We start from the raw sequence: 23,138 nt of genomic DNA, 5'->3' as shown, positions 1-23,138 counted from the left end.
GCTCCTCAGTTCAGCGCTTCAACCGGTTTAAAGGTATTTTCCACCAGCGGCTTGGCATCCGCTTGCGGCACATGGCACTGCAGACAGAAGTAGCGACGCGGCGACACTTCACCCAGGGTCATGCCGTCGCGGGTCTCGAAGTGAGTCGGGCTGATCTTGGGTGCCTTCATGGCGCTGGCATTCTTGAAGCTGTGGCAGGCCAGGCACTTGTTGACCTTGGTATCCACCTCGTAGTTGCGAATGTCGTGGGGGATCAGCGGCGGCTGATGCATGTACTGGCGATCATAGGGCGCGCCATCCTTGCGGAAATTTTTCAGCGGTGCAGCGGTGTCTTCGGTCACCAGATCGGTGGCACCACGCTCGGACTTGAGGCCACCGGTACTATTGGTGATCTCGGGTGCCGCTGCCATCAAGGATCCCGCCATCAGGCAGGCCAGCATTGCTCCAATCAGCTTTTTCATTATTTGTTCTCCGACGTTTTTTCTGCCTTGACGGCAAAACCTACAGTGATTTCAAAAACTTGTTCCGCGCAGACATCGATGCAGCGGCCACAGTTGGTACACTCCTGAGCCGCAATCAAGGGCCCGTGACCGCGCTTGGCACCGTGAACAGGCCCGCGCAGAATGGGACGCTCCGGGCAGACCGCATAACAATCCATGCAGTTGTTGCACCGCTCGCGCCCCTTGGCAGAAATCTTGATAAATCCGACCCGGTTGACCAGGGCATAGAAGGCCCCCACCGGACAGAGATGACCACACCAGCCCCGCTCAACCACGAAAAGATCGAACAGGAACAGCGCCACCAGCAGGGCCCAGCCCGCCCCCATGCCAAACAGCAGACCACGCATGGCGAGCGACACCGGATTGACCAGCTCCCACGCCATCACCCCGACCACCGCTGGCACCACCAGCACCATGGCCAGCAGCCAGTAGCGGGTCGCACGGCTGAACTGGCCATTGCCCTTGAGGCCAAGTCGCCCCCTGAGCCAGGCTGCAGCATCCGTGATGAGGTTGACCGGACAGACCCAGGAGCAGAACACCCGCCCCCCGACCAGCCAGTAACCGATCAGCACGATGGCAGCCCCCAGCCAGAGAGTGGTGATGGGCCAGTGACCCGCCGCCAGCGACTGCAACAGCGTGAGGGGATCGGTCAGCGGCACCGTCTCCAGCAACAGCGAGCTGGAGAGGTTGCCCTTGAGGATCCAGATACCCGCCAGCGGCCCCAGCAAGAACAGCCCGAGTACGCTGAATTGGCTGAGGCGACGCAGCAACAGGAAACGGTGGGAACGCCACCACCCCAGCTTGATGCGAGCCTCTTCCCCCGGATAACGACTCATAACCCCTCCGGTTTGCGGGTCGGCAGGGTGAGCCGATCGCCGATGAGCGACTTGTTCCCCGCTTTGGTCTTCTCTTCCCAACCGAGTCGATAGTGATGACCCAGCTCCCCCTTGGCGAGCTGGCGTGGCACCACCTTGATGGCAGCTTCCTCCAACACGCAGGCGTGCTCGCACTTGCCACAACCGGTGCAGATATCGCTGTGCACCGTGGGCAGGAACATGGCGTGCTTACCGGTGCGCTGGTTATGTTGCAACTCCAGGGTGATCGCCTTGTCAATCAGCGGGCAGACCCGATAACAGACATCGCAGCGCAGACCCAGATAGTTGAGGCAGGTCTCGTGATCGATGAGCACTGCCACTCCCATCCGCGCCTGATCGATGTCGGTCATCTGCTGATCCAGCGCCCCGCTCGGGCAGGCCACCACGCAAGGGATGTCATCACACATCTCGCACGGCACGGCACGCGCCTTGAAATAGGGGGTGCCGGTGGTCACAGGGTCAAACAGCCGGGCGAGCTTGAGGGTGTCGTAGGGGCACGCCTCGACGCAGAGCCCGCAACGCACGCAGGCGCTGAGGAACTCCCCTTCGTCGAGAGCGGCAGGCGGACGCAGCGCCTGGGCAGGCACAGCGTGTGCCTGCTGGCGGGCCACGCCACCGAGCCCCACGCCAAGCAGGCCTACACCGCAAGCCCCTTTTGCCAGAGAGGCCATGTCGACCAGAAACTGGCGACGACTACGACTCATCTCGTGCCCCCCGCCTTATGCCTTCATCACCTTGACGGCGCACTTCTTGTAATCCGTCTCTTTCGAGAGCGGATCGGTGGCGTCCAGGGTCAGCTTGTTGACCAGCTGGCTCGCATCGAAGAAGGGCATGAAGACCAGACCTTTGGGCGGTTTATTGCGACCACGGGTCTCGACACGGGTCTTCACCTCGCCACGGCGGGAGGAGACGATCACCTCTTCACCACGACGCACGCCACGGGCCTTGGCATCGTCCGGGTGCATAAACAGCACCGCATCCGGGAAGGCGCGATAGAGCTCGGGTACCCGACGGGTCATGGTGCCGGTGTGCCAGTGTTCCAGCACGCGACCGGTGGAGAGCCACAGATCGTACTCTTTATCCGGTGACTCGGCGGCGGGCTCGAACGGCAGCGCGAAGATGACCGCCTTGCCATCTGGCTTGCCATAAAAACGCACCCCCTCGCCCGCTTTGACATAGGGGTCAAACCCTTCGCGGTAGCGCCACAGGGTCTCTTTGCCATCTACCACAGGCCAGCGCAGACCGCGTGCTTCGTGGTACTGATCGAACGGCGCCAGATCGTGGCCGTGACCACGACCGAAGGTGGCGTACTCCTCGAACAGCCCCTTCTGGACGTAGAACCCGAAGTGTTCAGCTTCGTCGTTCAGCAGCCCCTTGCTCTGCTCTTTCGGGAACTGGTTGACCTGACCGTTGGCATAGAGCATGTCGAACAGGGTTTTGCCCTTCACTTCCGGCATCTTGGCAATCAGGTCTGCCGGCCACACCTCCTCAACCTTGAAGCGCTTGGAGAACTCCATCAGCTGCCACAAGTCGGACTTGGCTCCTTCCGGCGCTTTCACCTGCTGGTGCCAGAACTGGGTACGGCGCTCGGCGTTGCCGTAGGCCCCCTCCTTCTCCACCCACATGGCGGTGGGCAGGATGAGGTCAGCGGCCTGGGCAGTGACGGTCGGGTACGGGTCAGAGACCACGATGAAGTTGCGCGGATCGCGATAGCCCGGCAGGCGATCGGTATTCATGTTGGGACCGGCCTGCATGTTGTTGTTACACATCACCCAGTAGGCGTTGAGCTTGCCGTCCTTGAGCATGCGGTCTTGCAGCACGGCGTGGAAACCCACCTTGTCGGGAATGGTCCCCTCCGGCAGTTTCCAGATCTGTTCGGCGATGGCGCGGTGCTTGGGCTCGGTCACCACCATGTCGGCAGGCAGGCGGTGGGCAAAGGTACCCACTTCCCGCGCGGTGCCACAGGCAGAGGGCTGACCGGTCAGTGAGAAAGGACCATTACCCGGCTCGGAGATCTTGCCGGTCAGCAGGTGGATGTTGTAGCAGAGGTTGTTGGCCCAGACGCCACGGGTATGCTGGTTGAAACCCATGGTCCAGTAGGAGACCACCTTCTTGCTCGGATCGGCATAGAGCTTGGCCAGCTTTTCCAGCTTCTCTTTGGATACGCCGGAGAGCTTGGAGACCGACTCCACATCGTAATCCGCCACGAACTTGGCAAACTCCTCGAAGGTCATCGGAGTGGCATCGCCGCTGTCCGGGTTCTTCGCTTTCTGCTGCAGCGGATCGGTCGGGCGCAGGCCGTAACCAATGTCGGTGACCCCCTTCTTGAACACGGTGTGCTTGTTGACGAAGTCCCAGTTCACCTTGTCGTTCTGGATGATGTAGTTGGCGACATAGTTGAGGATCGCCAGATCGGTCTGCGGGGTGAACACCATGCCGTTGTCCGCCAGCTCGAAGCTGCGGTGCTCGAAGGTAGAGAGCACGTGCACCTGTACATCCGGATTGGAGAGACGGCGATCGGACATCCGCGACCAGAGGATGGGGTGCATCTCGGCCATGTTGGAGCCCCACAGCACGAACGCATCGGCCTGCTCGATATCGTCGTAGCAGCCCATCGGCTCGTCCATGCCGAAGGTACGCATGAAGCCAACGACCGCCGAGGCCATGCAGTGACGGGCATTGGGGTCGATGTTGTTGGTGCGGAAGCCGGCCTTCATCAGCTTGGCGGCGGCATAGCCTTCCCAGACGGTCCACTGGCCGGAGCCGAACATGCCGACTGCGGTAGGCCCTTTCTCTTTGAGGGTCGCCTTGAACTTCTCGGCCATGATGTCGAACGCCTGATCCCAGCTGATGGGGGCGAAGTCGCCATCCTTGTCGAACTGGCCATTCTTCATGCGCAGCATCGGCTGGGTCAGGCGATCCTGGCCATACATGATTTTGGAGAGGAAGTAGCCCTTGATGCAGTTGAGGCCACGGTTGACCGGTGCATCGGGGTCGCCCTGAGTCGCCACAACCCGACCATCCTGAGAGCCCACCAGCACGGAACAGCCGGTACCGCAGAAGCGGCAAGGTGCCTTATCCCAATGGATGGCCGTCTTGTCGGTACTGGTGATGAGATTGGCTGCCAGCGTGGGGGCACTGACACCGGCCACGGCAGCGGCAGCTGCCACCGCGTTGGCCTTCATAAAGTCGCGTCGACTCAGCTTCATGGCATATCCTCACATTGCTTATCGCGTAATAGTTGTCGAATCTGTCGAACGGGAGCCAGCCATCAGCGGTAGATGGTACGCCCGGCATCCCATCACTCTTTTCAGTGACCGCCCAGTTCATCGAACTGGTGGTAAATCAGGGCGGCAGAGAGCACGCCCGGCATCGCCTGTATCGCATCAATGGCCGCCATGATCGGCCGCTGGCTCGGACCTTCCAGGGTCACGACCAGCTTGCCCTCGTCACTGACGGCGTGGATCTCGGCCCCTTCAAGGGCACCAATCTGCTCGGCGAGCTGATGGCGCAAGGGGGGCTGGGTCAGCACCACCAGACTCGATACATGGAACTCCTGATCCATTGTGGCTTCTGTGTCACACGGTTTCTGACTCATTCTGACTCCTGCTTGAGGGTGGGCTGGCTCGCACCACCGGATGGGGCGACTCGCCCGTCGACCTTGATGCTGCCAACCGGACAATCCTGCACGCAGGCGCCGCAACCGTTACAGCGATCCGGCTCCACCGTCGGGGTGGGCACACGCCCCAGCACCGGAATAAAACGAATGGCATTGGGCTCGCAGCTGTCCTGACAGCGCTGGCAGAACACCTGACCATTGGCCAGACAGTTGGCCTCGATATGGGCCTTGTAGTGCCAGGGGGACTCGCTGGTCGGGCGAAACAGCGGCGCCTTGCAGACCGTGACGCACTTGGTGCAGAAGGTGCACTCGCCACGCTGGAAATCGACCACCGGAAAACCGCCCTCGCCACTCACCAGGATCTGCTCCGGACAGGCGGCCAGACAGTCCCCGCAGCGGGTGCAGTCGGCGACAAATGCCGACCAGTTGACTGACCAGGGCAACTGCACCGGCGGTTCGGCAGTTCTCAACCGCCCCCGGAACAGGCCGCGGCGGGCAAGATCGATCTCATCCGGCATATTGACTCCTGTTCTGGTGAAGAAGGGGACAGTGCGAGTCCATGATTGGCATTCTTGATACCAATTATAAGAGTGGGTGTATATTGCGGCCCTGACAAGGTCAGGGATATACCACCAGGGAGATAAACAGGGGGGATTCTTGCGCCAGATCAAAGCCTTGCAGCACAATAAAAATGGAGGTATCGGTTAAAATACCTCCATGTGAGGATTGCTATTTAATCGTTGGCGATTTTTTGCGGTTATCCGCCGATCGAGGCGAGATGAGGGGTGATACCGGCATTGCCCTCATGGAGACGATGGGTGGCACTCTTGCCCGCCAGCGCGGCGCGAATGCGCTGTTGCAGCTCATCGGACTGCGCATCTGCGCCGAGCAGATCCCGCAGCTCGATGCCGTTGTCGCCAAACAGGCACAGATGCAGCTTCCCCAGCGAGGAGACCCGCAGCCGGTTGCAACCGGCACAGAAATCCTTGCTGTAGGGCATGATGAGACCCACGCCACCCTGCGAATCAGGGTGCATAAAGACCTGCGCCGGGCCGTCATCCTTGCCCCGCAACTGCTGCACCCAGCCGCTCTCCAGCAAGCGCTGTTTGATCTGTTCGCCGCTGACATGGTGGTCACGAAACAGGTTATCCATCTCGCCGGTCTGCATCAGCTCGATAAAGCGCAGCTCGATGGGCTTGTGCCTGATCCAGCCCAGAAAGGCATCGAGCTGGTAGTCGTTGAGCCCCTTGAGCAGCACCGCATTGATCTTCACCGATTTGAAACCGGCGGCCAGTGCCGCTTCGATCCCCTCCATCACCTCCGCCAGCTTGTTCTCACCGGTGATCTGGTGGAACTGGCGCGGGTCGAGACTGTCGACACTGACATTCAGCGCGTTGAGTCCGGCATCAAACCACTCCTGGGCCCGCTCCTTGAGGCGATAGCCGTTGGTGGTCATGGCGACCTTCTCGATACCCGGGGTGGTGGCAATCACCTTGACGATCTCGGTGAAATCGCGGCGCAAGGAGGGCTCGCCCCCCGTGATACGCACCTTGCGGGTGCCCATGGCGGCAAAACCGCTGACCACGCGGCGGATCTCGTCAATCGAGAGAAAGGGTTGACGCCCCGCTTTGTGACCTTCGGGGGGGCGATAACCATCTGGCAGGCAATAGGTGCAACGGAAATTGCACACATCGGTCACTGACAGACGCAAATAGTAAAAACGACGGGAAAAACCATCTTCAAGTGGCAACATAAACACCTTTCCAAATACGGGAGGCCAGGGCATTTCTTTCCTGACCCTTACAGCTCGACGATTGTGTTCAACTGTCGGCTGACGGCTGGTTTCCCCCTATCGCTAGGACGTAGGCAAAACCGCTCGGAGTTCATCTAGTTTTTCGATGCTAACACAAGTTGGAGTACACTCCCACGCATCTTGCGGGGTCCTTATCACTATCCAGAGGTGCGCATCAGTATGGGAAAACGGCTCAGGGTCCATTCGGTCAGCAGCGCCATTGGCCGCGCCATGGTGTTGATCCTCTTCATGGCCAGCCTGATTGCACTGGTCGCCATGGTCACCCTCTTCTACTCGGTACCCGATGCCAAGGCGATCAACCTCTCCGGTTCGCTGCGGATGCAGGCCTACCGGATGGCCTACGAAATCGAGCGGGGCGACAGCGTGCTGGGGCGCCTCTCCCAGTTTGAAGAGACCCTGCACGCCGAAGAGCTGCAGGAGACCCAGCGCTGGATCACGCCCGCCTCCCTGCGTCGCACCTATGGCGAGGTGCTCGGCCAGTGGCAAGTGATGCGCCAGCACATCGAGGATCGCACTCCCAGACGGTACACCGATAACACCGAGCAGTTTGTGGCAGCCATCGACAATTTCGTCAATCAGATGCAGTACCACGTGGAATTCAAGGTGCGAATGCTGGCGCTGGCGGAGGGGCTCGGCCTGCTGGCCATCATCACCATCGCCTGGTTCACGGTGCGCTTCACTCGCCAGCAGGTGGTCGCCCCCCTCAACCAGCTGGTCTATTGTGCCCGCCAGATCCAGCGGCAAGACTTCGACCTCCAGTTGCCCGCCCACGGCGAAAATGAGCTGGGGGAGCTGTCGCGCGCCTTCGTCACCATGGCCGACGAGCTGGGCAAGCTCTATCGGGAGCTGGAGAACAAGGTGGAGGAGAAAACCGCCAAACTGCAGCAGGCCAACGACACCCTCTCGTTTCTCTATTCGACCGCCCAGAAGCTACACGCCGCCCCGCTCAGCACTCGCACCCTCATCAAATTGCTGGACCGCGCCGCCGCCCACCAGCATATCGACCACATCCGGCTGACCCGCTTCGAGCACAACGCCATGCCGGTCTATATCTCCGGGCGCACCGGCTGGCCCGGCGATCTCGATGCGGTCGCCAGCTTTTATCTGCAGATGGATGAGCAGGAGTTCGGCCGCCTCGACATCATCAGCCAGCACCCCATCGACGAGCGGTTGATCAAAAACTTCACCATGCTGCTGGCCCAGGTGCTGCACAAAGACCAGACCCTGCTGCAACAGCAGCGGCTGCTGCTGATGGAGGAGCGGGCGGTGATCGCCCGGGAACTGCACGACTCGCTGGCGCAGGCCCTCTCCTACCTCAAGATCCAGTCCACCCTGCTCAAGCGCTCCTACGCCAAGGGGCAACAGGAGAAAGCGCAGGAGGCGATGCAGCAGATCGACGAAGGGCTCAGCAATGCCTATACCCAGCTGCGCGAACTGCTCGGCACCTTCCGCCTCACCATTGGCGATGCCAATCTGGGGGAAGCGATCCGGGTGATGCTCGACCAGCTGCAACCTCAGACCAAGGCCGAAATCCGGTTCCATTACGGACTGGCCGACAACGACCTGGAGGCGGGCCAGCATATCCACATTCTGCAACTGATCCGTGAGGCCGTGCTCAATGCCATCAAACATGCCAACGCGCAAGTGATTGATGTTAGCTGTGAGACCCTCGCCAGTGGTAACATCGAGGTTCAGATTTCAGATGACGGGGTCGGGATCGGACTCGCCAGCTCGGCGATCAACCATTACGGTTTGAGCATCATGAACGAGCGCGCCAGCAAACTGCATGGTCTGCTGACCATCAACGAGCAGCAACCACAAGGCACCCGCGTGCATCTGACCTTTCCCACCAGCCTAACGAGAGACGCCTGATGGACGAGATGAAATACAGTGTTCTGGTCGTAGATGACCATCCCCTCATGCGCAAAGGGATTGTGCAGTTGCTGGCTCTGGAAGAGAACATGGAGGTGACCGGTGAAGCCTCCAACGGCACAGATGCCGTGGCACTGGCCAAAGAGGCCGAGCCGGACCTGATCCTGCTCGACCTCAATATGAAAGGGCTCTCCGGCCTAGATACCCTCAAGGCACTGCGGGCCGAAGAGATCACCTCCCGAGTGGTGATCCTCACCGTCTCCGATGCCCGTCAGGATGTGGTGGCCCTGCTCAAGGCCGGTGCCGATGGCTACCTGCTCAAGGATACCGAGCCTGATCTGCTGCTGGCCCAGCTGGCCGACGTGATGACCGGCAAGCAGATCCTGAGCGAACCGCTGCGCCCCTACCTCGAAAACATCTACGAGCTGGATCACCTGCAGCAGAAACTGGAAAGCTTAACGCGTCGCGAAATGCAAATCCTGCGTGAAATTGCAAAAGGCCTCTCCAACAAACAGGTCGCCTCGGTGCTCCATATCTCCGAGGGAACGGTCAAGGTTCACGTGAAGAGCCTGCTGAAGAAACTCGAGGCGCAAAGCCGCGTGGAAGCGGCTGTCATGTATCTGGAGCAGCGCAACTAAGCGCCCTCTTCCTGCCGAAAAGCCACCGTCCGGTGGCTTTTTTCATTCTCTGGCACAGTCGCTGCATTGTCCTATTCAGCAACTACTCAATGGAGGATGGAACATGAAACTACAACCTTTGGCACTGTTCCCCTTGCCTTCCCACATACTGCCGGGCGGCAAGCTTCCTCTGCGTCTGTTCGAGCCACGCCACCTGCAGATGCTCAAGGAGTCGTTCATCAACGATCAGGGCTTTGGCATCGTGATGGAAGAGTCCACCACCTCGGGACAATCCGGTCGCATCCTGCCGGTGGGTACCCGGGTCAAGGTGACCGACTTCTACACCCTTAATGATGGCCTGCTGGGGGTGACGGTGCTGGGACTGGAGCGCTTCTGCATCCACGAAATGGAAACAGATGAGATGGGCCTGCGCCGGGCCAAGGTGGAGATGCTGCCGAACTGGCCGAGCATTCACTCCGATTTCAACGACAAGCTGCTGGTCAATCGCCTGCGGGAAGTGTTCGAGCAGTATCCGGAGCTTGATGAGCTCTATCCGGACAAGCGCTTTGAAGATGCCGCCTGGCTCTGCCAGCGCTGGCTCGAGATATTGCCGATGCCGATTTATGAAAAGCAGATGCTGATTGCCAAACAAAACAGCGAAGCGGCACGTAAATTCCTGCATCGCCTGATTTCACAATGACAGACACAGCGTTGCAAATTGCAATTATTCCAATAATGAAAATATGATATTCGCATTTTGCAATTAACAAAAAGAACGACAAAGCATTACAAACGAGAGCCGATGCGCTAAACGGCCAAAATTGAACACGAAAGAGTCCCAAAAAAGTTGGCACATATTTTTCATATAGATTGATACAACCCGATTTATCCCGTGCTCTCTTCAGTATTTGCTGAAGAACTGGTCAACCCACAAAGTTGACCATTTTTTTTATCCGCGCGTCGGCAACCGCTGACCAAAGTGACGCTGCAAACACTCTCTCAGCCGTGACAAGGTGATGGGCTTGGCGAGGAAATCATCCATCCCCTGCGCCAGACAGCACGCCTTGTCCTCCGCCATCGCATTGGCCGTCAGGGCGACGATAGGCATGGTGCATCCCAGCTCCCGCAACCGTCGGGTCGCTTCCAGCCCGTCCATCAGAGGCATCCGCATATCCATCAGGATCAGATCCGGGAACTGCTCATCCACCTGCGCCAGCGCCTCCAGACCATTGGCGGCCAGCCGCACCTTGCCTACCAGCTTTTGCAGCATCAACGACACCACCAGCTGGTTGACCGGGCTATCCTCCACCACCAGCACATCCAGCGGCAGCAACGCAGCAACGCTCTCCTCCCGCAGTGGCTGACAATGACAAGGCAGCGCCATATCCGACAGCTCGAACCAGAAGCAGCTTCCCTTGCCCGGCTCGCTCTTCAGGTGGATCTCCCCCCCCATCAGGGCGACCAGACGCTTGCTGATGGCAAGGCCGAGGCCGGTTCCGGAAAAACACCGGGTCGCCGAGTTGTCAACCTGGGAGAAGGGTTCAAACAGCCGCGCCTGATCAGCGTCAGCGATCCCGATCCCGGTGTCGGAGACCGAGATCCGCAACTTCTCATCCTGCCAGCCAAGGTGCAGTGTGACCTGCCCCTGCTCGGTAAATTTGAGGGCGTTGTCCAGCAGATTTCCCATCACCTGCGACAGACGCATCGGGTCCCCCTGCAACTCTAGAGGGACGGAGTCATCGACCCGATAGACCAGCGTAATCCCCTTGGCGATGGCGCGGGCCTGCAGCGGTTCGACCAGGGATTGGCAAAGCTGGATCGGTTGCAGGGTCTCGCAGTGAAACACCAGGGTTTGCGACTCGATTTTCGAAAAATCGAGCACGTCATCGATGATGGTTTGCAGCAATCTGGCCGAGTGGGTGGCATGGCGCAGCAGGCTCTGTTGCTCCGGCGCCAGCTCGGCATGCTGCACCAGATCGAGCATCCCCAGCACCGCATTCATGGGCGAGCGGATCTCGTGGGTCATCATGGCCAGAAACTGGGACTTGGCACGGTTGGCCGCTTCAGCCTCATCCCGCGCCCGCGCCAGCTCCTCTTCACGGCGGATCTGGGAGCTGATATCCCGGGCAGTGCCGCGATAGCCGGTAAAGAGACCTTCGTGGTCGAAACAGGGCTCGGCGCTCACCTCCATCCAGCAGGGGCCATCAAGCAGCGCCACCTGCATCCGCACCCCTCGCACCGGCTGGCGCTGTTCCAGCAACCACAGGTATTGCTGCGCCTCGCAGCTCTGCTTGTTGCAGACGTAGTCATAGAGGGTCGGCCGGATCGCCTGCGGGGTCAGCTCATCCAGATAACCCGGTTCGGAGGCATAACTGAGGCGATGCTCGGCATCGGTCTCCCAGAACCAGTCAGAAGCCATGGCGGCGAAGCTGCGAAAACGGCGTTCGCTGGCCTGCAGCGCCTCGGTCTTCACCGCCACCTGCTCCTGCAGGCGGGCCCGATAGGTGATGTTGACCAGCGCCTGGGCGATAAGCGGACGACAACGCTCCATGGCGGCCTTGCTGGTGAGATCGAAGGTGCCCGCCCGGGCGTGGCGGCAGATGAGGGTGGCGGTAAAACCGGGTGCCTGCAGCCCGGTCAGCATCACGCTGGCCCAGCCCGGCTCGTTCGCCAGTGGCGCCAGCTCGGGCAGTTGGGAGGGATCGTAAATCACCAGGGTTTCACCGGCGATGGCACGGGCAAAGGCCGGGGTCATGTGCCAGCTGCGGGCAGCGCGCATCGGCTCGGTACTGAGGTGGGTACTCCCCCGCTCCCCTTCCCAGGCCACCACATCCGCATGCTCAAAGCCGATAAAGGGTTTGAGCACCTGGATAAGACTCTCCAGTACCTGCTCCAGCGTCTTGGCATCGGCGAGGGTGGCCACCCCGCCCAGCAGGGTCTGGGACTCGTGACGATACCTGGCCTCGCGCTCGCGGCAACGCATAAGATCGACCAGGGTGGTCTGCAATTTGTCGCCGAGGGCTTCCAGTTCACTGCTGCCAATCATCTTGTTGCCTGCTCTGTTATGTTCTGCCGACTCAGCGGGTCAGAAAAATCACGCTCGATACCATCAGGTTACCGTGAGCCAGTTCGCCATTGGGCAGCCGCCCCTGCTCGCCGAAGGTAAAGGGGGTGATAAACGGGATCTTGCCGAGACGAGCCTGGCTCTGCTCGACAAATTGGCACAACATATCACCTAGCGCCAAACGGCAACCAGCACAAAAGATGATGAGGGCGCCGATCGGCTGCCATTCCACATCGACCCCATAGCCAGGTTCAATGCGCATGGCATTGAGGCTGCGCTGCAGCAACCCCTCCTGACTGCTGTACATCAGCAGCAGACGCTCCCCCTGCACCACATCGGTAAAGAGCCGCAGCCCACCCTGTTCGGTCACCGCCTCGGGATGGGACAGTTTGTAGTAGGGAATGCCATCCAGCGATCCCACTTGACGGGCCAGCGGGGTGAGCGTGGTCTCCCGCAAAATCGCCCCCACCGGCCAGGGATGATCGCGTCCGCACCAGCGGGCATAAACCTCGGCGGCGGGCAGGTGATCGATGGTGAGCACCTCCCGCCCGTCGCAGGCGGTGATCTCGCCACTGAATTCGGCAGGGACATAACCGGAGTGAAACTGAAAGGCCAGCTGGCAATCGGGATAGAGCACCGCCAGCGCGATGCCATCCTGACTCACCGCCTCATCCCAGCAGAGTTGCCAGTCACCGCTGACGCTGTTGTCTGCCGCGGATCCACCGACCACCGGCACCGAGGCACCGAGCTCGGCTTCGATACCGGCCAGCAGCCCCTCCTCCTTGCCGGGACTGGCGTGAAACAGGATCAGCTGGGGCAACTCGCCCGGTCGACCGCAATCGCTCATGGCGCTACGCAGCAACTGCCGCACATCCACCCCGTCACCGCTGGCACCGGCCACCCCGAAGGCCCCTTTCTCATCATAAAAAGCTGCCACCGCCACTCCGAACCCCTCTATGGCGTGGTGTCCCATCTCGGTCATCACCCCACCGCAGGAGCTGCACCCAAGCAGACGGGTGGTCGGGAACTGGCGTTTGAGCGCGTCGCGCAGTATCGCCCCGTCATGGGCTTGGGTAAAATAGAGCAGCAGCAGGGAGGGCGCCTGATCGGCATGGTGGCGCAGCTGCGTGCAGATCTCTTGGGCCGCCAGCGATGAATTCCGGGCGAGGGAGTGAACGGTCAGAAATTTCAACACCATCTCCTTGTTTTATCGGATAGCAGTCGCAAGCAAAAATCATACCCTTATCAAACAATTATCTCGCTTCACTTGCTAACATAGCGGTCAACTGAGACCAATGACAGGATGCCCACATGTGGCAAAAAAACATCAATGACTTCGATCGGGTCGTTGCCATCGGTGGTGGCCACGGCATGGGTCGCGTACTCTCGTCCCTCTCGTTCCTTGGTCAACGACTCACCGGCATCGTCACCACTACCGATGATGGTGGCTCGACCGGACGGCTGCGCAAGAGTCAGGAGTGCATCGCCTGGGGCGATCTGCGCAACTGCCTGAACCAACTGGTCACCGATCCCAGTATCGGCAGCCTGTTGTTCGAGTACCGCTTCGCCGGCAAAGGCGAGTTGGCGGGCCACAACCTTGGCAACCTGATGCTGCTGGCGCTCGATAATCTCTGTGTCCGTCCTCTTGATGCTATCAAGCTGATCAGTGACATGCTCAAAATCGAGTCACAATTGCTACCCATGTCTGAATTTCCCACCGACCTCTGCGCCCATATGGAGTGTGGCACCCAGATCCTGGGAGAGGTGTCCATCGACCAGCTGGCAACCCCTCCTCTCTCCCTCGGCCTGATGCCGGAGGTACAAGCAACCCGTGAAGCAGTGCTGGCACTGCAGCAGGCGGACATGGTCATTCTGGGGCCGGGTAGTTTTCTCACCTCCATCATGCCGCCACTGCTGCTGGCCGAGATTGCCCAGGCCATCAACGAGAGCAGCGCCATGCTGGTCTTCGTCTGTAATTTGGTGGCTGAAAACGGCCCTGCCAGCCAACTTGATCTGATGAGTCAGTGTCGCTGGCTGGAGTCCCGGGTCGGTCAGGGTCGGCTGGATGCCATCCTGGCCCCCCGGGGCGCGGGTGATGCGGGAGCCTGGCAGGGTCGGTTGATCGAAGCCGAGCTGGGCGAGATTGAGCTGCCCCATCGGCACGATCGGTTGAAGCTGAAACTGGCGCTGGACCGAATCATCCAGCAACTGCTCAACCAGCGTTAAGCAACGGCCACGGCGCCCCGGCATCCCTGCATGGCGCCGCTACTGATAATCGGACAGAAACGCCAGCACCTGGGGCAAGGAGGCCTCCAGCAGTTGCAACTGGCGCTCTGCCTCGGCCACATCCGCCTGCTTGCAGGCCATCTCCAGCGCCATCACCTGCTGATAGCTCGGCATGGCGCCGTAGCTGCCACAAGATGATTTCATGCTGTGCGCCACTCGGGCCAGCGCCTCCCACTCTCCCTGCTCATAGAGGGGTCTGAGCTGACTCAGCTGCTCGCCCACCTCTTCGATAAATACTGCGATGACCACCGGCAGCATATCCTGACCAATATCCTCTGCCAGCTGCTGCAACACCTTGCGATCCACCCACTCCATGCGAGGCTCCTCCAGAACGGTATTCAAACAGACCATACTATAGATAGTTTTCGATGTCGTGGCTCACGGCCAGACAGTGATGACCCATCCGACTGGATAGCTCGGGGAATGAAGTGGCAAAAAATGTGATCGGTATCGAAATAGCGATGTAGAAACGCCCGTCAAGACAACAACTTCATTGCCACAAATTAACAATTGATCAACACTCAATTCCGTCAGAGTGATGATGCTCAGCAACACCTCTCATCCCTTTTGCCTTTTATGGCTGCTGCGAAGAACCAGGGTAGGAATCTACCCTGGTATTTTTTTATCTCACCCAGGCACGCCCTGATTGGTCGCCACCCGCTCCCCCATGCGAAACAAATTGAATTCGCCGGGCGCCATTTTGACCCAATTCTCATTGCCAGTCAGCGGACGGGTGGTGATCAGGGTCACCACATCGTTGGGGGTGGTCTCGCTTTGAAAGTCGATCACCACCTCTTCATCCAGCAGGCTCGCCTCGCCAAACGGCGCACAGCGGGTCAACCAGTGCAGGTTGTTGGTGCAGTAGCTCATCACATACTCCCCGTCCGAGAGCAGCATGTTGAACACCCCGAACGCTCTCAGCTCATCGCACAGGGTTGCGAGATAGCGAAACATGGCGGGAAAGTTGGCGGGACGCTTGGGATATTTTTGCTCCAGCCGATCGAGCAGCCAGCAGAAGGCGTGTTCGCTGTCAGTATCCCCCACCGGCCGGTGGCGGCCGGTCGGCAGCTTCTTGTAGCCGGTCAGCTGACCGTTGTGGGCGAAGGTCCAGTAACGGCCCCACAGCTCACGGGTAAAGGGGTGGGTATTTTCCAGTGACACGCAGCCACGGTTGGCCTGCCGAATGTGGCTGACCACGGCACAGCTCTTGATGGGCAGCGCCTGTACCAGTCTGGCGATGGGAGATTGGGCGCTGGGCTCGGGATCCTTGAAGGTGCGAAAGCCCTTCCCCTCGTAGAAGGTGATCCCCCAGCCATCCTTGTGGGGCCCTGTCTTGCCACCGCGCAGCATCAACCCGGTAAAGCTGAAGCAGATATCGGTCGGCACATTGGCACTCATGCCGAGCAGTTCGCACATCGGCAGACTCCTTTCATGATTTGTCTTGTGTCATGTTCGACCAGCACGCTGGTTCGACAGACAGCAGGGGAAGGTGCAATCCCTTCCCCTGTAGCTGGCAACAACCGGCCGATGGCGAACCATGCAACCGGTGATGCACTTGTCTGATCGCGATAGCCTGATTACTTGGCCATCTCTTTTTCGACCAGCTGGATCAGGATGTGGATCACCTTGATGTGCACTTCCTGAATACGGTCGGCATAGCCAAAGTGCGGCACCCGGATCTCGACATCCGCCAGACCCGCCATCTTGCCGCCATCCTTGCCGGTCAGGGCGATCACTTTCATGCCCTTGGCGCGGGCCGCTTCGATAGCTTTCAGGATGTTGCCGGAGTTGCCGCTGGTGGAGATGCCAAGCAGCACGTCGCCACGGCGGCCGACCGCTTCTACGTAGCGGGAGAAGACATAGTCATAGCCAAAGTCGTTGGAAACACAAGAGAGGTGGCTCGGGTCGGAGATGGCGATACCGGCATAACCCGGACGGTTCTCGCGATAGCGACCGGTCAGCTCTTCGGCAAAGTGCATGGCGTCACAGTGGGAACCACCGTTGCCACAAGAGAGCACCTTGCCCTCTTCTTTGAAAGAGTCCGCCAGCAGTTTGGCGGCCGCTTCGATGTTTTTCAGGTTCTGCTCATCAGCCAGGAAGGCCTGCAGCACGCTGGCAGCTTCGGTCAGTTCATTGCGGATCAATTCTTGGTACATGATGTCTCTTCCACTGTTTTTAGTGTGCGTGTAGATCGCGGCTATTCTCGCACAAGCGAATCGCACAGTCGCCCCCCTGCGAGCCACAGCGCTGGCGGCACTTGAGCGTTATGGGGATCACAGAGAGAAGGTAATGAGGATGTAAACAGCTTGATAACTTTGTGCGTATGAATTACAACAGGGGCCATATCCAACAGGTCAGACCTCTGGATCAGTTACGCCACGTTGGCAACCTAACCACGCAAGGAGCAAGCAATGACGACGACCCTCACTCTGCTCGGGGTGATCCTGGTTATCGGAGCCCTGGCCTATCGCCGGGCATCCCTGTTCATCTCCACCCTGGTCACCGGCGCCGCCCTGGTGCTTGGCGCCATCTATGGTCATGTGCCCTTGCTGGTCTGGGCGCTGTTCGCGGTGATCGCCATCCCGCTCAATCTGGTGGAATTTCGCCGCAATCAAATAACCAAGCCGCTGTTCAAGATCTACAAATCGATCATGCCGGAGATGTCGCGCACCGAGAAAGAGGCGATTGAAGCGGGCACCACCTGGTGGGAAGCCGATCTGTTCGCCGGCAACCCGGACTGGAAAAAACTGCACGCCATTCCGGTCAGCACTCTCTCTGCCGAAGAGCAGGCCTTTATGGATGGTCCGGTCGAGGAAGTGTGCCGCATGGTGAGCGACTGGGAAGTGACCCACGAGCGCGCGGATCTCTCCCCCGAGGTGTGGCAATACCTGAAGGACAACAAGTTCTTCGCCATGATCATCAAGAAGAAATATGGCGGTCTGGAGTTCTCGGCCTATGCCCAGTCCTGCGTACTGCAAAAGCTGTGCGGCGCCAGCGCCGTGCTCGCCTCCACCGTCGGCGTGCCCAACTCGCTGGGCCCGGGCGAGCTGTTGCAGCACTATGGCACTGACGAGCAGAAAGATTACTACCTGCCCCGCCTGGCGGTGGGTAAAGAGATCCCCTGCTTCGCCCTGACCAGCCCGGAGGCGGGTTCTGACGCCGGATCCATCCCCGACTTCGGTATCGTCTGCAAAGGCGAGTGGGAAGGCAAAGAGGTGCTCGGTATGCGCCTGACCTGGAACAAGCGCTACATCACTCTGGCCCCGATCGCCACCGTCTTGGGTCTGGCATTCAAGCTGCGTGACCCGGAACACCTGCTGGGTGACGAGGAAGAGCTCGGCATCACCTGCGCGCTGATCCCCACTCACATCAAGGGTGTCGGCATTGGCCGTCGCCACTTCCCGCTCAACGTGCCATTCCAGAACGGCCCGACCCAGGGCAAGGATGTGTTCGTCCCGCTCGATTTCATCATCGGCGGCCCGACCATGGCTGGTCAGGGCTGGCGCATGCTGGTCGAGTGTCTGTCGGTCGGTCGTGGCATCACCCTGCCTTCCAACAGTACCGGCGGCGTCAAGATGCTGGCCCTGGCGAGCGGTGCCTATAGCCGCATCCGTCGCCAGTTCAAACTGCCCATCGGCAAGATGGAAGGGATTGAAGAGCCGCTGGCCCGCATCGGTGGCAACGCCTATATCATGGGCGCCGCAGCCAACCTGACCGTGACCGGTATCGACCTTGGCGAGAAGCCGTCGGTCATCTCCGCCATCGTCAAATACCACCTCACCGACCGTGCCCAGAAGTGCATCATCGATGCCATGGACATCCACGGCGGCAAGGCCATCTGCATGGGTCCCAACAACTATCTGGCCCGTGGCTATCAGGGTGCCCCCATCGCCGTCACGGTGGAAGGGGCCAACATCCTGACCCGCAGCATGATCATCTATGGTCAGGGCGCTATCCGCTGCCACCCGCACGTGCTGCCGGAGATGCTGGCCGCCAGCCATCCGGATAAAGAGCAGGCGCTGAAGGATTTCGACAAGGCGGTGTTCAGCCACGTCGGCTTTGCCATCAGCAACCTGGTGCGCAGCTTCTGGCTCGGTATCACCGGCGCCCGCTTTGCCGCGGCACCGTACAAGGACCAAACCAAGGGCTACTACCAGCAGCTCTCCCGCCTCTCGGCTAACCTGGCGTTCCTGTCAGACATGGCGATGGGTACTCTGGGTGGCGAGCTCAAGCGCAAGGAGCGGGTCTCCGCTCGTCTTGGCGACGTGCTGAGCCAGCTCTATCTGGCCTCCAGCGCCCTCAAGCGCTATCAGGACGAGGGACGCCAGCAGGCCGATCTGCCGCTGCTGCACTGGGCACTGCAAGATGCCATGTTCAAGGCACAAGAGGCGATCGACGAGCTGCTGCGCAACTTCCCGAACCGCTGGATTGGCCTTGCCCTGCGCGCCGTGGTGCTGCCACTCGGCCGTGACCTGAACCGTCCGTGCGACAAGCTGGATCAACAGGTTGCCCGTCTGCTGCAAACCCCGAGCGAAACCCGCAGCCGCCTGGCCAAGGGCCAATACCTGACCCGCGAAGAGGGCAACCCCTTCGGTCTGCTGGAACAGGCGCTCGATGATGTGCTGGCCGCCGAGCCGCTGTTCGAGAAAGTCTGCAAGGCTGATGGCATCAAGCGCCCCTTCATGGCGCTGGACAAGGTGGCCGACATTGGCCTGGCCGCTGGCGTACTGACCCAGAGCGAAGCGGAGCTGCTGCGTCGCGCCGAAGTAAGTCGCCTGCGCACCATCAACGTCGATGATTTTGACCCCATCGATCTGGTGGCCAACAAGAAGCTGTTTGAAGCCTCCGCTTACCATCACGCGGCCTGATAACCACATCTCGACAACGCCTCCATTGTGGAGGCGTTTTTTATGCGAGCTCACCCCCATTCTCGACCCCCACTGCCACTACTTGCACTCAAAGCTCCCCCGACCAGCTGCTGGCCCCGTGTGGTCTGCCGGGAAAAAAGGCACAATAGCCGACAAATCGAATCACCAAGGAAGCCAAGATGACCCTTGAGCACCTGATCCTGTGGCGCCGCGACCTGCACCGCCTGCCGGAAGCCGCCTGGAAAGAGTTTCGCACCACCAGCCTGATTGCCCACCACCTGAGCGAGCTCGGTTATCACGTCGTGCTCGGCGACAAGCTGCTGGCCAGCAATCTGATGATGGGCCGTGATGTGGATGTGGCGGCCGAGAAGGCTCGCGCCCGCCGTCAGGGAGCCCATCCCGACTGGCTGGAGCGGATCGGCGATGTCACCGGACTGATGGGAGAGCTGGATACCGGCCGTCCCGGCCCGACCCTGGCCTTTCGCTTCGATATCGACGCGGTGGAGGTAGAAGAGTCCGACGCCGAACAGCACCAGCCGCAGCAGGAGGGCTTTGCCTCCCACAACAAGGGGTGGATGCACGCCTGCGCTCACGATGGCCACACCGCCATCGGCATGGGGCTGGCCAGCCAGTTGATGACGATGAAGGAGCAGCTGTGCGGTCGCATCAAGCTCTTCTTCCAGCCCGCCGAAGAGGGGTGCCGCGGTGGCAAAGCGCTGGCCGCCGGTGGTGCACTCGATGACGTGGATGCCCTGCTCTCGCTCCATATCGGCATTCACGCCGGCAGCGGCGAGCTGGTGATCAACCCCACCGAGTTTCTCTGCTCCACCAAGTTCGACGTCCACTTTATGGGCACCGCGGCCCACGCCGGGCTCGAGCCCAACGCTGGCAGCAATGCGCTGGCCGCCGCCTGCATGGCCACCACCGCCATGCTCGGCATTCCCCGCCACCGCGACGGCATGACCCGCATCAATGTCGGCCAGCTTCACGGCGGTAGCGGGCGCAATGTCATTCCTGACCATGCCGAGCTGCACGGTGAAACCCGTGGCGCCGACAGCACCCTCAACGACTACATGTTCAGTCAGGTGCAGCGCATCGTCGAAGGCACCGCCCTCGCCCACGGCGTCACCTACCGCATCATCAAACAGGGTGAGGCGATTACCCTCGACAACAGCCCGGCGCTGCAAGCCGAGCTGGCGGCGCTGGCCCGCAAGCAGGGGCTCGCCACCATCCAGACTCGCCGCTTTGGCGCCAGTGAAGATGCCGGTTTTCTGATGGAGCGGGTGCAAAAGCAGGGGGGCGAAGCAGCTTACCTGATCCTGGGGGCCGATCTGGCGGCGCCGCACCACCACAACGCCTTCGATTTCGATGAGCGGGTGATGCAAAGCGGTGTCGAACTGCTGGCCGCCTGGGCACGCGCCCGGCTGGGCGTGACAGAACCAGCCCTCAGCTAACGCGGCCCTCCCTTGATATCTCGCGCAGTCCAATTACTGACTGACGGGATCAAAAAAAGGCGCCTCGGCGCCTTTTTCTGCAAGAAAAACCTGAGCGCTACTCGCGGAGCTTGCGATGCACATCGGGGCGGCCGCCGGTCACACTATCGGCTCTCCCCTCCTCTTTGGCCTTCTCGGCGCGCTTTTTGCGCATCTCGCGCGGATCGGCGATGAGCGGGCGATAGATCTCGATGCGATCGCCATCGTGCAGCGGCTCGCTCCCTTTCACCGGGCGGCTGTAGATACCGAACTTGTTGACCGCCAGATCGATCTCGGGGTGCTTTTGCACGATGCCGGACTGCTCGATGGCCGCCTGCACGCAGGTCTCGGGCGCCACCCGCAGCGCAATCACCGTCTGCTGCTGCGGCAAGGCATAAACGACTTCGATATTTAGCTGGTCAGACACCGTATACCACCTTGGCGCGGTTTGAGAAGGCAGAGACCATGGAGCTCACCAGATCGCGGAACACCTGACCAAACGCCACCTCGATCAGCTTGGAGGTGAATTCGAAATCGAGATCAAACTCCACCTTGCAGGCGTCTACATCGAGCGGGGTAAAGGTCCACCAACCCGCCAGCTTGCGGAACGGGCCATCCACCAGCTCCATCCTGATCTGACGGTTCACATCCAGCTGATTGCGGGTGGTAAACGTCTTGGCGATGCCCGCCTTGGCCACATCGACCGACGCCATCATGTAGTCATCGCCAGCCTCGTGGACACGGCTGCCGACACAGCCGGGCAAAAACTGCGGATAGGCATCCACATCGTTAACCAACTTGAACATCTGTTCTGCACTGAACATCACCAGGGCACTGCGCGTAATTCGGGGCATGGCTTTTCCTCATCCAATCGGCGCGATTTTATCACCATGTTTCGGGTTGTGGAGGTAAAACCTCAACCAAACCGCTCACAAAGCCACCACTTGACCTGCTGCGCGTTTTACAGCCGCTCACGCCTACGTATAATACGAGCCTCCTAGTCATTGCCGGAAATCGCCCGTCATGAGCAAAAAAAACAGTAAAAACAAAGCCGGGTCCAGCACCATTGCACTCAACAGAACCGCCCGCCACGAATACTTCATCGAAGAGAGAGTGGAAGCCGGTCTGTCCCTGCAAGGGTGGGAAGTCAAATCCCTACGGGCGGGCAAGGCCAACATCAGCGAAGCCTATGTCATCTTCTTGCAAGGAGAAGCCTTCCTGTTTGGCTCCACCTTCCTGCCACTGAACGCGGCATCCAGCCATGTGGTCTGTGACCCGACCCGCACCCGCAAACTGCTGCTGAGTCGTCGCGAACTCGACAAACTCGAAAGCCTGACCGCCCGTCAGGGTTACACCATAGTGCCACTGGCCCTCTACTGGAAAGAGTGCTGGGTCAAGGTCGAGATCGGCCTGGTGAAGGGCAAGAAAGAGCACGACAAGCGCGAAGATACCAAGGCCCGCGAATGGGATCGGGAAAAAGCCCGCATCATGAAGAACAAGAATCGCGGCTAATCGGCCGCCCACCGGTTCCAGACGCCCATTCACCTTCCCCCAGCGCAGCGGAACCCTGACTCAGCTGCGCACAATAAATCGGCAAACAGCGTGGTTGCCAGAGGGAATGGGCATCAACGCCTTGCTATCACAACATTTTTGCGTACAATCACTTTTGACAACTTGGGGCTGATTCTGGATTCGACAAGATTCACGAAACCCAAGGTGCATGCCGAGGTGCGGTAGGCCTCGTTAACAAACCGCAAAAAAATAGTCGCAAACGACGAAAACTACGCACTCGCAGCTTAATAACCTGCGCTGAGCCCTTCTACCCTAGCTTGCCTGTGTCCTAGGGAATCGGAAGGTCATCCTTCACAGGATCGTGTGGAAGTCCTGCTCGGGGCGGAAGCATTAAAACCAATCGAGCTAGTCAATCCGTGGCGTGTCTCTCCGCAGCGGGTTGGCGAATGTAAAGAGTGACTAAGCATGTAGTACCAAGGATGTAGTAATTTTGGACGGGGGTTCAAATCCCCCCAGCTCCACCAAACGTTTGGAAAGGGCCACCTCGCAAGAGGTGGCCCTTTTTTATGGCTCTGTCCCAATTACGTGTTGAAAGGCTAATCTTGAAGTAGGCCATCACCTTGAGGTCTACCATCATGGA

21 protein-coding genes, 1 other RNA gene and 1 riboswitch are annotated in these 23,138 nt (G+C 59.9%); of the genes, 8 read left to right on the top strand and 14 right to left on the bottom strand.

Features of this window, described 5'->3' with window-relative positions:
* Positions 1 to 5: 5 nt before the first annotated feature.
* The 7 genes from BSP75_RS06015 to moaA form a co-directional block, all read right to left on the bottom strand.
* Positions 6 to 461 (bottom strand): nitrate reductase cytochrome c-type subunit, encoded by a 456-nt coding sequence (locus BSP75_RS06015; RefSeq protein WP_042058072.1) that lies wholly within the window; start codon positions 459 to 461, stop codon positions 6 to 8.
* The gene (gene napH / locus BSP75_RS06010) at positions 461 to 1,336 is read right to left on the bottom strand and encodes a quinol dehydrogenase ferredoxin subunit NapH (protein ID WP_075112563.1); all 876 of its coding nucleotides are present in this window, start codon (positions 1,334 to 1,336) and stop codon (positions 461 to 463) included. Before napH ends, BSP75_RS06015 begins: the two co-directional genes overlap by 1 nt.
* Positions 1,333 to 2,079, bottom strand: a complete 747-nt coding sequence (gene napG / locus BSP75_RS06005) for a ferredoxin-type protein NapG (protein WP_075112562.1) — start codon at positions 2,077 to 2,079, stop codon at positions 1,333 to 1,335. Before napG ends, napH begins: the two co-directional genes overlap by 4 nt.
* Before the next feature lie 15 nt (positions 2,080 to 2,094).
* Positions 2,095 to 4,584, bottom strand: a complete 2,490-nt coding sequence (gene napA / locus BSP75_RS06000) for a nitrate reductase catalytic subunit NapA (RefSeq protein ID WP_075112561.1) — start codon at positions 4,582 to 4,584, stop codon at positions 2,095 to 2,097.
* 101 nt (positions 4,585 to 4,685) lie between these two features.
* Complete coding sequence (locus tag BSP75_RS05995; protein ID WP_031227438.1) at positions 4,686 to 4,940, bottom strand: chaperone NapD; 255 nt, start codon at positions 4,938 to 4,940, stop codon at positions 4,686 to 4,688.
* Between the two features lie 29 nt (positions 4,941 to 4,969).
* Positions 4,970 to 5,512, bottom strand: coding sequence for a ferredoxin-type protein NapF (napF, locus tag BSP75_RS05990; protein WP_075112560.1), 543 nt, complete (start codon positions 5,510 to 5,512; stop codon positions 4,970 to 4,972).
* A 239-nt stretch (positions 5,513 to 5,751) separates the two neighbouring features.
* The gene (moaA, locus tag BSP75_RS05985) at positions 5,752 to 6,747 is read right to left on the bottom strand and encodes a GTP 3',8-cyclase MoaA (protein WP_075112559.1); all 996 of its coding nucleotides are present in this window, start codon (positions 6,745 to 6,747) and stop codon (positions 5,752 to 5,754) included.
* Positions 6,735 to 6,888, bottom strand: a riboswitch (molybdenum cofactor riboswitch). (Overlaps the previous gene by 13 nt.)
* A gap of 78 nt (positions 6,889 to 6,966) precedes the next feature.
* Here moaA and narQ point away from each other — a divergent pair.
* The 3 genes from narQ (at position 6,967) to BSP75_RS05970 (ending at position 9,996) form a co-directional block, all read left to right on the top strand.
* Positions 6,967 to 8,679, top strand: a complete 1,713-nt coding sequence (gene narQ / locus BSP75_RS05980; RefSeq protein WP_042655933.1) for a nitrate/nitrite two-component system sensor histidine kinase NarQ — start codon at positions 6,967 to 6,969, stop codon at positions 8,677 to 8,679.
* Entirely contained in the window at positions 8,679 to 9,317 is a 639-nt protein-coding gene (narL, locus tag BSP75_RS05975) for a two-component system response regulator NarL (protein WP_075112558.1), read from the top strand. The genes narQ and narL overlap by 1 nt, the downstream gene beginning before the upstream one ends.
* A 103-nt stretch (positions 9,318 to 9,420) precedes the next feature.
* Positions 9,421 to 9,996 (top strand): LON peptidase substrate-binding domain-containing protein, encoded by a 576-nt coding sequence (locus BSP75_RS05970; protein WP_075112557.1) that lies wholly within the window; start codon positions 9,421 to 9,423, stop codon positions 9,994 to 9,996.
* A gap of 249 nt (positions 9,997 to 10,245) precedes the next feature.
* Here BSP75_RS05970 and BSP75_RS05965 read toward each other — a convergent pair whose 3' ends face one another.
* Both BSP75_RS05965 and BSP75_RS05960 read right to left on the bottom strand, forming a co-directional pair.
* Positions 10,246 to 12,342: an ATP-binding protein gene (locus BSP75_RS05965; RefSeq protein ID WP_075112556.1), complete on the bottom strand. Its 2,097-nt coding sequence runs from the start codon at positions 12,340 to 12,342 to the stop codon at positions 10,246 to 10,248.
* Between the two features lie 31 nt (positions 12,343 to 12,373).
* Entirely contained in the window at positions 12,374 to 13,558 is a 1,185-nt protein-coding gene (locus tag BSP75_RS05960; RefSeq protein ID WP_075112555.1) for an FIST N-terminal domain-containing protein, read from the bottom strand.
* 113 nt (positions 13,559 to 13,671) lie between these two features.
* On the opposite strand from BSP75_RS05960, the gene yvcK reads away from it, so the two are divergent.
* The gene (gene yvcK / locus BSP75_RS05955; RefSeq protein ID WP_075112554.1) at positions 13,672 to 14,586 is read left to right on the top strand and encodes a uridine diphosphate-N-acetylglucosamine-binding protein YvcK; all 915 of its coding nucleotides are present in this window, start codon (positions 13,672 to 13,674) and stop codon (positions 14,584 to 14,586) included.
* Between the two features lie 39 nt (positions 14,587 to 14,625).
* Here yvcK and BSP75_RS05950 read toward each other — a convergent pair whose 3' ends face one another.
* The 3 genes from BSP75_RS05950 to lpcA form a co-directional block, all read right to left on the bottom strand.
* On the bottom strand, positions 14,626 to 14,961 hold the full coding sequence (locus BSP75_RS05950) for an Hpt domain-containing protein (protein ID WP_042058094.1): 336 nt from the start codon (positions 14,959 to 14,961) through the stop codon (positions 14,626 to 14,628).
* A gap of 312 nt (positions 14,962 to 15,273) precedes the next feature.
* Entirely contained in the window at positions 15,274 to 16,062 is a 789-nt protein-coding gene (locus tag BSP75_RS05945) for a class II glutamine amidotransferase (protein WP_075112553.1), read from the bottom strand.
* A gap of 161 nt (positions 16,063 to 16,223) precedes the next feature.
* Positions 16,224 to 16,802, bottom strand: coding sequence for a D-sedoheptulose 7-phosphate isomerase (lpcA, locus tag BSP75_RS05940; RefSeq protein WP_005334485.1), 579 nt, complete (start codon positions 16,800 to 16,802; stop codon positions 16,224 to 16,226).
* A gap of 255 nt (positions 16,803 to 17,057) precedes the next feature.
* On the opposite strand from lpcA, the gene fadE reads away from it, so the two are divergent.
* Positions 17,058 to 19,514, top strand: a complete 2,457-nt coding sequence (gene fadE / locus BSP75_RS05935) for an acyl-CoA dehydrogenase FadE (RefSeq protein WP_075112552.1) — start codon at positions 17,058 to 17,060, stop codon at positions 19,512 to 19,514.
* A 179-nt stretch (positions 19,515 to 19,693) separates the two neighbouring features.
* Entirely contained in the window at positions 19,694 to 20,968 is a 1,275-nt protein-coding gene (locus BSP75_RS05930) for an amidohydrolase (protein ID WP_075112551.1), read from the top strand.
* 97 nt (positions 20,969 to 21,065) lie between these two features.
* On the opposite strand, the gene BSP75_RS05925 is transcribed toward BSP75_RS05930, so the two are convergent.
* Together BSP75_RS05925 and BSP75_RS05920 are read right to left on the bottom strand one after the other, a co-directional pair.
* Positions 21,066 to 21,413 (bottom strand): RnfH family protein, encoded by a 348-nt coding sequence (locus BSP75_RS05925; RefSeq protein WP_040065214.1) that lies wholly within the window; start codon positions 21,411 to 21,413, stop codon positions 21,066 to 21,068.
* On the bottom strand, positions 21,406 to 21,840 hold the full coding sequence (locus tag BSP75_RS05920) for an SRPBCC family protein (RefSeq protein ID WP_042062520.1): 435 nt from the start codon (positions 21,838 to 21,840) through the stop codon (positions 21,406 to 21,408). The genes BSP75_RS05925 and BSP75_RS05920 overlap by 8 nt, the downstream gene beginning before the upstream one ends.
* 169 nt (positions 21,841 to 22,009) lie before the next feature.
* Here BSP75_RS05920 and smpB point away from each other — a divergent pair, with 169 nt between their 5' ends.
* The gene (smpB, locus tag BSP75_RS05915) at positions 22,010 to 22,498 is read left to right on the top strand and encodes an SsrA-binding protein SmpB (protein WP_042062518.1); all 489 of its coding nucleotides are present in this window, start codon (positions 22,010 to 22,012) and stop codon (positions 22,496 to 22,498) included.
* A gap of 164 nt (positions 22,499 to 22,662) precedes the next feature.
* Positions 22,663 to 23,022, top strand: a transfer-messenger RNA (tmRNA) gene (ssrA, locus tag BSP75_RS05910).
* Positions 23,023 to 23,138 lie beyond the last annotated feature (116 nt).

Source organism: Aeromonas sp. YN13HZO-058, assembly GCF_001921245.1.
Taxonomy (GTDB): Bacteria; Pseudomonadota; Gammaproteobacteria; order Enterobacterales; family Aeromonadaceae; genus Aeromonas; species Aeromonas allosaccharophila.
Note: the sequence above shows the minus strand (reverse complement) of the source record. Positions and strands in the feature narration are given on the sequence as shown.